This window comes from Mesorhizobium sp. M0276, assembly GCF_040321755.1.
GTDB lineage: Bacteria > Pseudomonadota > Alphaproteobacteria > Rhizobiales > Rhizobiaceae > Mesorhizobium.
Map to the genome: position 1 here is coordinate 1 of NZ_JAMYSC010000135.1, position 2,403 is coordinate 2,403.

The 2,403-nt window shown below is 61.1% G+C and carries 1 protein-coding gene; it reads left to right on the top strand.

The window, feature by feature from the left end; all coding sequences use genetic code 11:
• Window positions 1-186: 186 nt before the first annotated feature.
• Window positions 187-2,403, top strand: a 2,217-nt coding sequence (locus tag NKJ01_RS36065) for a Ulp1 family isopeptidase (protein WP_352735337.1), incomplete at its 3' end; no start/stop codon positions are given.

The following is a 2,403-nucleotide window of genomic DNA, read 5'->3' on the forward strand; positions in this document are numbered from 1 at the left end:
GCCTCGGTGCTGCAGCCGGGTCACTCAACGTCGCGCCATCATCATGCGCCGGATTCGTCAGTGGTTGATCTGAATCCCCCCGCACGGGTCGAGTTGCGTGACCATGCTCGTTCTGTGCCGGCGGCGCCTGCCGGGCCAGCGTTCGCCAGGGCTGAGGAGACGCCCTCCGCGGTTGGCGAGGCCGCGGTGGCCGAAAGGCTGGCTCGGTTGCAAAAGCAGACGGTCGACGCTGATTTGTCGGGATATTTCGACTCGATTCCGCACGCGGACCTTCTACGATCGCCATGGGAGGCGCAACTCATGATGCTGGGGGACGAGCACCTGGCACCGCATACCGGAGGCAGTGGGTCGATGCTAGGTGCCTCGGTGCTGCAGCCGGGTCACTCAACGGCGCGCCATCATCATGCGCCGGATTCGTCAGTGGTTGATCTGAATCCCCCCGCACCGTTCGAGTTGCGGGACCCTGCTCGTTCTGTGCCGGCGGCGGTGCAGCCAGATCCTCCAATAGGGGTCTCCGGTCCCGACAAGCGTCCTCTTTATTCCAACGATGCGACCCTTGTCGAAGGGCTGAGGTCAGCATTGGAGAGCACGGTCAAGCGCCATGTAAATTCTCTTCTCGGCTTTGGTCGTTGGCTCATTGATAATAACAGGCCGGGATTTGCTGCTCGGCTTCACGAGGAGTCGCTGGATCCGGATCTCAAGGAGTACGAGAGCAAGAGTGGCTCCTCGGACGTGGCTAGAGCAGTGGGTCATCTCAAGACGTGGGCGGGCGGAGCGCCAGTGCTGGACCGCGCCGCTGTCCTGAATAATCCCGACCCTGCCGACGCCGCGCTCATCAGAGATTACACAGCGGCTCCCATCAAAGAGTACAAGGCAGCGCCGACCGGGCCGAATCCCGGTACCATTCAGACCTGTGGATCTGCTCCTAGACGTTTCAGTGAATACCTGGTTGAAAACAACAAGCCGGGGATTGCGGCTCGGCTTCACGAGGGGTCGCTGGATGAAGATGCCAGGCGCTATAACAACTCCGGTGGGATCAGTGCACTAGCTCATCTCCGGAGGTTCCCGCCGTACGCCGCACCCGGGCGCGAAATTGCCCTTGCTGCTCGTCCGGAAGACGCAGTCGGCATGGAGGCTGGTGCCATTAGGGACGCCGCTGCGCAGCGCAGCGGGCCGCAGGAGGCATTGGGTCGGCCAGAGAAGCCCCCTGGGAAAGCTAAAGACGGGCGGGTGCTCGGCGCGTTGGAATGGCTAGGCGACGAACATATCCAGAGGGATTACCAGTTCCTGGAGCAGGAGTTGCAGGGGAACAATCCAGATCTCGCCGCCCGGACGCGGTTCGTGGATCCCCTCGTAGCCATTTATCATCTGCGCTTGGGCTCCAAGAGCGACAGGCTAAGCGCATTCCAGCGCATCGTCCATAATCAGAACGGTAACGACACAGCCGACTTCCTGTTCGTGCCAGTGAGCGATGCCGGTACGACTCTTGAGGAGCGCGGCACCCATTGGTCGCTGCTGTTCGTTGATCGCAGCGACCGGGAACGGCCGGTTGCCTATCATTATGACTCCTTCAAGGGATGCAATGACACGCTTGCAGGAGACCTCGCAAAAAATCTGGGCGCCAGCCTGGACACCAGCTCGCTCCGCATCGCCCAGCAGAGCAACGAGCGGGATTGCGGAGTCTACGTGGTGGACGGCACGCGGGCGCTGGTTGGGCGATTGCAATCGCAGCCAGATGACCTGGACCTCAACAACCTCGTCGTCAATCGGCAGGCACTACAAACCCGCCTCAGGGGTGACGATACATTCGGAACGGCAAATAATCTCACGAACTTTGAACTCATGGACCGACAGGCCCGAGACGCGGTTAAGGAAAGCCCCGTTGGGACGTTTCACCAGCAGATCAAGCGGCTCGGCCAGTCAGCGCCAGATGTTGCTCCCGGGGACCCATTTAAATTTCAAAGTCTTGAGAGCAAGGGGGACGCCGCTGCGCAGCACAGCGGGCCGCAGGAGGAATACAGTTGGCCAGAGTATCTCCCCCCTGGGAAAGCTAATGAAGACGACGCTGTTGTGGCATCGTCTTTCGTGCCAACTGGGCACCATCACCAAGCCTCGGATCCCGCAGAGTCCTTTCGTCCCCTGATCTGGCGCGACGGCGACCAGCGCGCGCCGGACGAGCGGATCGCTGCACAGGACAGGAGCAACCAGCTATCAAGCGAGGAGGTCCTCATCAACCGTGAGCATGATACAGCGGAGTTGAGACCAGCGAAGAGGCAATTGCCGCTGAACAGTCGTCTGCAGGACGTTGCCACTGAGCCGCAGCTGAGCGAGATCGGCAATTCAGGCGCTCGCGTGCTGATGCAGGCCCCCACCCATCAAGTGGGTGCATTGCCATGGGAAGCG